Here is a 6,947-nt window from a genome sequence, read left to right as displayed (position 1 = left end):
GAGGCGTTCTCGTTGCCGCCGACGCGGAGCACGGTCTGCGAGAATTCGCCGACCGGATGCTTCTCGGTGCCCTTGAACATCAGGTGTTCGAGGAAGTGCGCGAGGCCGGATTTGCCCGGCGTCTCGTCGGCCGAGCCGACCTTGTACCAGATCATCTCGGTGACCACGGGCGTGCGGTGATCCGGGATCACCACGACCTGAAGGCCGTTGCTGAGCGTGAAGCTGGCAGGCGGGGCTGAGGTCACCGTGGTCTGGGCGAGGGCGGCGCCGGCCGAGAGGATACTCGTCGAAAGCAGCGCGGCAAAAAGGCAGGCAGCCGATCGGTAAGAGGACATCATGATCCTTATGAAAGGCCGAGCCCGGATGTCCGGCTCGGAGGCACGGCATGCTACACCGTGCGGCTGAGGCTTCGCGTCACGAAGCAGAGAACTCAACTCGTCGGCAAGTTACTGATAGGCAATCTGTGCACCGCGTCCGGCGTGCATGAGCCGCCGGCGCCAGGTTTGCTTCTGCCAGGATGTCGCGGTGGGACAGGAACGCTATTGTTCCTTGTCCTTGCCCGACATGATGTCGAAATAGGTCTTCTTCGTCGTGTCCGGCCCGGCGCCGTATGCGTAGTTCGGCGACGGCGTCTGATATCCGGGCGGCGGCTCGACCAGCGACTGGCGCGGGGGCTCGGTCGTGAATTGCGTGGACTCGGAGCTGTTGTTGCCCTTCAGCATGCCCCACAGACCGCCGCTGAAACCGAGTTGGGCGGGGCTGAGCGACGGGTTGGCGTTGGTGCCCGGCTGAATAGGATCGTTGCTCGTGCGCTCGGGTGCTGCCGTCCTGCCGGCATTCATCTCGGCGGGTGTCAACGGCTGGGCGGCCTGCCAATTCTCCGTCGCCTTGGTCGCCTTCTTTCGTGCGGCGATGGCTTCCTTGCGGCGCTTCTCCTCAGGGTCCTTGGGCCAGTTCGGAGCGGCCTTGGCCTGGGTCGCGGGAGGCGGAAGGTCCAGCTTGGGCGGCACGACCAGCGGGGAGCGCTCGCGGTACTCGATGCCGGGCTTCTCCATGCTCTTGGCGCCGAGGCCGGACATCAGGTTGTCGATGAGCTTCTCTTCGAAGGTCATGTCGTCATCGTCGCCATTACCATCGTCACCGGCGCGGGCGGCGCCTGCCGACATGGCGAGACCGATGCCGAGCGCGACAGCGGACAATTTCAACGCCCGCCAAAACCCTAACCGGGGGTCTCGAACCATCGAATCGCTGGTCTCGGAGCTGCGCATTACTGTACCTGTTCCATATTGTGGCAGATTGCCGCTCGCACGCGGCCGACCCTTGCAAAAACAGGGTTCCACCTGCCGGACCGTAATCGGCTGGGATCAGGGCGCTTTTGCGGCGGGTACCCCCAGGAAGGAATCATACAATAGGGCCGCCACCCCAGCAACGATGGCCACGTCGGCGAGGTTAAACACGTACCAATTGAAGGTATTTCCGCCGATCTCGATGTGGAACAGGGCGAAATCGACCACCGCGCCGTAGGCCAGGCGGTCGATGCCATTGCCGATGGCGCCCCCGATGATCAGGCCCAGCGCGACGGTCGCAAGCCGGGTGTGCGAGCGGGCCATCCAGATCGCCAGTGCGACCACCGCAACGGCCTTGACCGCCATCAGCGCAATCTGCGCCTCCTGGCTGTCGTTCTGCAGCCAGCCGAAGCTGATGCCGATGTTCCAGGCCAGCACCAGGTCGAAGAAAGGCGTCACCCTCACGACGCCGCGGTGGGCGAGGTCGAACACGTTCAGCAGCCAGAGCTTTGAGGCCTGGTCGAGAATGACTGTGACGATGGCGGAGAGGATGCCGGCGCGGAGAGGGGTCATGGTGCAATGATCGCCACAAAGACTGCCGTCGTCCCGGCGCCCGTGCGCAATTGCGCACCCGGCCGGGACGACGGTTGAACCTTAGACTCCCACCCCCAGCGCCTTCCATTCGCGCAGCGCCTTGGCGTCGCGCGGGGTGACGTCGGGGTATTCAGGATCCTCGCCGACCGTCGGCGAGATCTTCCAGGAGCGGGCGCATTTGGTGCCGACGGCCTTCTCGACCACCACGGCGACGCCGGGCACGGCATCGAGCCGGAACGCGGCCGCCGGCGCCTCGCCCTCACGCACCTCGTAGTTCGAGGTGATGCAGACTTCGGCGAGGTCGACGTCGAACAGCGTCGCCAGCATGCTGCGGTCGGCGACATAGATGACCGGCGAGGCCTCCAGCGACGAGCCGATGTTCTTGGCAGCGCGCTCGAGCTCCAGCGCGCCGGTGACGACGCGGCGAACGTTGCGGATCGCCTCCCACTTCGCGGCGAGCTTGTCGTCGCGCAAGCTTTCGAGATCCACCGGGAACAGCGTCAGATGCACTGAAGGCTCGGCATCGGGCCGGTACATGCGCCAGGCTTCCTCCGCGGTGAAGCTGAGGATCGGCGCCAGCCATTTCAGGATCGAGGCGCACAACAGGTCGATCGTGGTCAGCGCGGCCTTGCGCGTCAGCGACGACGGCGGATCGCAATAGAGCGTGTCCTTGCGGATGTCGAAGTAGAACGCCGAGAGCTCGCTGTTCAGGAAAGCGGACAGGATTGCGATCACTGTCTTGAAGTCGAACTCCTGATAGGCCTTGTCGATCGCGGTGGCGCGCACCGCGAGCTCGTGCAGCATCAGCCGCTCGAGCTCCGGCATGTCGGCGGGCGCGACCGCATCGGCCGGCTTGTAGTGATGCAGCGTGCCGAGCATCCAGCGCACGGTGTTGCGCAGCTTGCGATAGGTCTCGACCGTGTTCTTCAGGATCTCCGGGCCGATGCGCTGGTCATCGGTATAGTCGCAGGACGCGACCCAGAGTCTCAAAATGTCGGCGCCGGACTCCTTGATGACGGCCTGCGGCTCGATGGTGTTGCCGAGCGACTTCGACATCTTGCGGCCGTCCTCGGCCTGCGTGAAGCCATGGGTCAGCACGATGTCGTAGGGCGCACGGCCCCGCGTGCCGCAGCTCTCCAGCAGCGAGGAGTGGAACCAGCCGCGATGCTGGTCCGAACCTTCAAGGTACATCACGGTGTCGGTGCCACCGTCGACCTTGCGCCTGATGCCCGACAACCCCGGAAAATGCACGGGGTCTTCGAGCACGAAGGCGTGCGTCGAGCCGGAATCGAACCAGACGTCGAGAATGTCGTCGACCTTCTGCCAGTCCTCATTGGCACGCGGGCCGAGGAAGCGCTCGCGCGCACCCTGCGCGTACCAGGCGTCGGCGCCTTCCTTCTCGAAAGCTTCGCCGATGCGCGTGTTGACGGCTTCGTCCTGGAGGATCTCGGCGGAGCCGTCGCCCTTCTCACGAACGAACACGGCGATCGGCACGCCCCAGGCGCGTTGGCGCGAGATCACCCAGTCGGGGCGCGCCTCGATCATGCCGTTGATGCGGTTCTCGCCGGACGGCGGCACCCATTGCGTCACCGAGATCGCGTGCAGCGCGCGGGCACGCAGCGTGTCGCCGGACTTGGCCTTGCCGTTGGTCGCGATGTCCATAGCTCCGGGCTTGCCCGGGGCGTCCACAATAGGTTTGTCCATCGCGATGAACCATTGCGGCGTGTTGCGGAAGATCACCGGCTTCTTGGAGCGCCAGGAGTGCGGATATTGATGCTTGAGCCGGCCGCGCGCGAGCAGCATGCCTTTTTCGACGAGCGCCTTGATCACGGCCTCGTTGGCGTCGCCCTTCTCGCCCTTGTCGTTGATGACGCGTTTTCCGGCAAAGCCCGGAGCCTGGTCGGTATAGGCGCCGTTCTCGTCGACAGTGTAGGGGATCGCGGTCGGGATGCCGCGCCCGTCGAGCTCGCGGGTGTTTGCCGTCCAGACATCGAAGTCTTCGCGACCGTGGCTCGGCGCGGTGTGCACGAAGCCGGTGCCGGTATCGTCGGTGACGTGATCGCCGGAGAGCAGCGGCACGGTGAAGTTATAGCCGCCGCCGAGGCCCTTGAGCGGATGGGCGCATTCGATCGCGTCCATGGTGTCGCCGGGGATGTCGCGCACCTTCTCATAGGCGGTGACGCGCGCCTGCTTGAAGACTTCTTCAGCGAGCGCGTCCGCCAGGATCAGGTGATCGCCGGTCTTGGCCCAATTGTCGGCGGGCGCGTCCGTGACCTTGTAGAGGCCGTAGGAGATCTTCGGCGAGAACGAGATGGCGCGGTTGCCCGGCAGCGTCCAGGGCGTGGTGGTCCAGATCACGACGCTTGCGGAGGCGAGCGCGCCATGCGCGGGCGAGGTGACCGGGAATTTCACCCAGACCATGTCGGACGTGTAGTCCTCGTACTCGACCTCGGCTTCGGCGAGCGCGGTCTTCTCCACCACGCTCCACATCACCGGCTTGGAGCCGCGATAGAGCGTGCCGTTGGCGGCGAACTTCATCAATTCGCGCGCGATCTGGGCTTCGGCCGGATAGCTCATGGTCGCGTAGGGATGGTCCCAGTCGCCGATCACGCCGAGACGCTTGAATTCCTCGCGCTGCACGCCGAGCCAGTGCGTCGCATAGGCGCGGCATTCCCGGCGGAAATCGATCATGGCGGCGCTGTCGCGGAAGTCGGGCTTCTGCTTGCCCTTCTTGCGATAGTGCTCCTCCTCGACCTTCCACTCGATCGGCAGACCGTGGCAGTCCCAGCCCGGCACGTAGTTGGAATCGAAGCCGAGCATCTGCTGGCTCTTGGTGACGAGATCCTTGAGGATCTTGTTCAGCGACGTGCCGATATGGATGTTGCCGTTGGCATAGGGCGGGCCGTCATGCAGCACGAACTTGGCGCGGCCTTTCGCACTCTGGCGCAGCTTCTCGTAGAGGCCGATCTCGTACCAGCGCTTGAGGATCTCCGGCTCGCGCTGCGGCAGGCCGGCACGCATCGCGAATTCCGTCTGCGGCAGGAACAGGGTTTTCGAATAGTCTTTGGCGTCGGACTTTTGCGGCTTTTCGGACATGAGGCTGACTGGCTCGGAAGGGCGCGGAAACGGATGGCGACTGGAATCGCGGGGTGAAACGACCAAATCCCGGTCTTGCGCCGAGCCAAAGGCTCAGGCGGAAGCCGGGCCGCTAATCCCTATGATGCGCCGCGCAAACATGGGCTCTCCATAGCAGGGGGGCGGGGGAAGCGCAAAGGTCCGTCAGGCCGGTTTCCGGCCTTAATCGACGATGCCAAGCCTCGGAAATGCGTCGGGGGCGGCGGCCAGCATGGCGCGGGCGCGGGCGGAATCGTCGTTCATCTGGCGGATCAGGGCCTCCAGGCTGTCGAACTTCAGCTCCTCGCGGATGAAGCCGACGAAGGCGCAATCGAGCGCCTGCCCGTAGAGATCGCCCTTGAAATCGAACAGGAAGATTTCCAGCAGCGGCGCGCCATTGTCAAAAGTCGGACGGCGGCCGAAGCTAGCAACCCCGTCCAGGCGCTCGGCGCCGCGGCCGACCCGCACGGCGTAGATGCCGTGCTTGAGGCCGCAATTGGCGTCCAGGCGGATATTGGCGGTGGGATAGCCGAGGTCGCGGCCGCGCTTCTCGCCATGGATGACCTCCCCGGTGATGAACCAGGGGGCGCCCAGCATCGTGGTGGCCTCGTCAAGCTGGCCTTCGGCCAGCGCGATCCGGATCGCGCTGGAGGAGACCGGCCGCTCGTCGATATCGACATGCGCCTGCACGTCGACCTCGATGCCGAGCCGGGGTGCTTCGTTGACGAGGAGGCTTGGCGAGCCGACGCGGCCCTTGCCGAAATGGAAGTCGTAGCCGACCGCGATTCCGCTGACGCCGAGCCGTCCGATCAGGTCATGGTGAATGAAGTCTTGCGCGCTGGTGCCGGCCCTGGCCTTGTCGAAAGTCATGACCACGGCGCCGGCAAGTCCGGTGCCGGCCAAAAGCCGCAACTTGGCCCGCTCGTCCGTCAGGCGGAATTGCGGAGTGTTCGGGCTGAAAAACCGGCGCGGATGCGGCTCGAAGGTCAACGCCAGCGCAGGGCGGCCATGCGCACGTCCCATTTCCATGGCCGCCGCGATCACCGCCTGATGGCCGAGATGAACGCCGTCGAAATTGCCCATGGCGACAACGGCGCCCTTTAAGATCGCGGAATCCGGCGTGGTGTCGCGGATAACGGTAAAATGCGAAGCCATCAGGAGAATTCTCGCGCCGGGCAGGACGGGTCGGGACCGTGGCTTGACCGGACGGATGAAGTCAAGCGGCGGGTGCGACCGCATTGAACATGATTTCAATCCTTGAGGGGCTTCCGCAGTTAACGCGCTGTTTAAAGCCTTGGTGCTAGTCCTTGAAACGTGGAACTGCGGGGCTGCCCGGCGGGTCCGATTGTAACATTCCTGGGTTTGCGTTGGGGGAGTCGAGATGGCGGTTGATTTGTCGATGTCGGTTCTGGTGGTTGATGACTACAGCACCATGATCCGTATCATCAGGAATCTGCTGAAGCAGCTTGGCTTCGAGAATATCGATGATGCCAGCGACGGTTCGGCGGCGCTGAACAAGATGCGTGGCAAGAAGTACGGGCTCGTGATCTCCGACTGGAACATGGAGCCGATGACGGGTTACGACCTGCTGCGCGAGGTGCGCGCGGATCCGAACCTGGCCACCACGCCGTTCATCATGATCACGGCGGAATCCAAGACCGAGAACGTGATCGCGGCCAAAAAGGCCGGCGTGAACAACTACATCGTCAAGCCGTTCAATGCGGCGACGCTGAAGACCAAGATCGAAGCGGTCTTCCCGGACATGGCGAGCGCGTAAGGCGCGATCAAAGCCGTCAGGCGAATTCGGAAGGCCCGGGCGGTTGTCCCGGGCTTTCTGTGTTGGGTTTGACATTCCGGGGCGGTGCGTCAGCACCGAGCTATGGTGCGCGGTTGCGCACCAGAGAATCTCGAGATTGCGGGTTCGCGCTATGCGCGCCCCGGAATGATCGTGTG

The 6,947-nt window shown here is 64.3% G+C and carries 6 protein-coding genes; 1 reads left to right on the top strand and 5 read right to left on the bottom strand.

All coding sequences use genetic code 11. The features are described 5' to 3' along the window. The 5 genes from AC630_RS15565 to AC630_RS15545 form a co-directional block, all read right to left on the bottom strand. Positions 1–335 (bottom strand): M16 family metallopeptidase (locus AC630_RS15565; RefSeq protein ID WP_143198062.1); only part of this gene is annotated, 335 nt, incomplete at its 3' end. A 204-nt stretch (positions 336–539) separates the two neighbouring features. Then, positions 540–1,268, bottom strand: coding sequence for a hypothetical protein (locus tag AC630_RS15560; protein ID WP_074119386.1), 729 nt, complete (start codon positions 1,266–1,268; stop codon positions 540–542). Positions 1,269–1,364: 96 nt separating this feature from the next. Next, complete coding sequence (lspA, locus tag AC630_RS15555; protein WP_074119385.1) at positions 1,365–1,859, bottom strand: signal peptidase II; 495 nt, start codon at positions 1,857–1,859, stop codon at positions 1,365–1,367. Positions 1,860–1,940: 81 nt separating this feature from the next. After that, on the bottom strand, positions 1,941–4,976 hold the full coding sequence (gene ileS, locus AC630_RS15550) for an isoleucine--tRNA ligase (protein ID WP_074119384.1): 3,036 nt from the start codon (positions 4,974–4,976) through the stop codon (positions 1,941–1,943). Positions 4,977–5,177: 201 nt separating this feature from the next. Then, positions 5,178–6,149, bottom strand: coding sequence for a bifunctional riboflavin kinase/FAD synthetase (locus tag AC630_RS15545; protein ID WP_074119383.1), 972 nt, complete (start codon positions 6,147–6,149; stop codon positions 5,178–5,180). 226 nt (positions 6,150–6,375) lie between these two features. Between AC630_RS15545 and AC630_RS15540 the strand changes: the two genes are divergently transcribed. Continuing rightward, entirely contained in the window at positions 6,376–6,771 is a 396-nt protein-coding gene (locus AC630_RS15540; protein WP_007596883.1) for a response regulator, read from the top strand. The last annotated feature ends 176 nt before the right edge of the window (positions 6,772–6,947 follow it).

The sequence above is a fragment of the Bradyrhizobium sp. AS23.2 genome, assembly GCF_001908185.1.
GTDB lineage: Bacteria > Pseudomonadota > Alphaproteobacteria > Rhizobiales > Xanthobacteraceae > Bradyrhizobium.
Note: the sequence above shows the minus strand (reverse complement) of the source record. Positions and strands in the feature narration are given on the sequence as shown.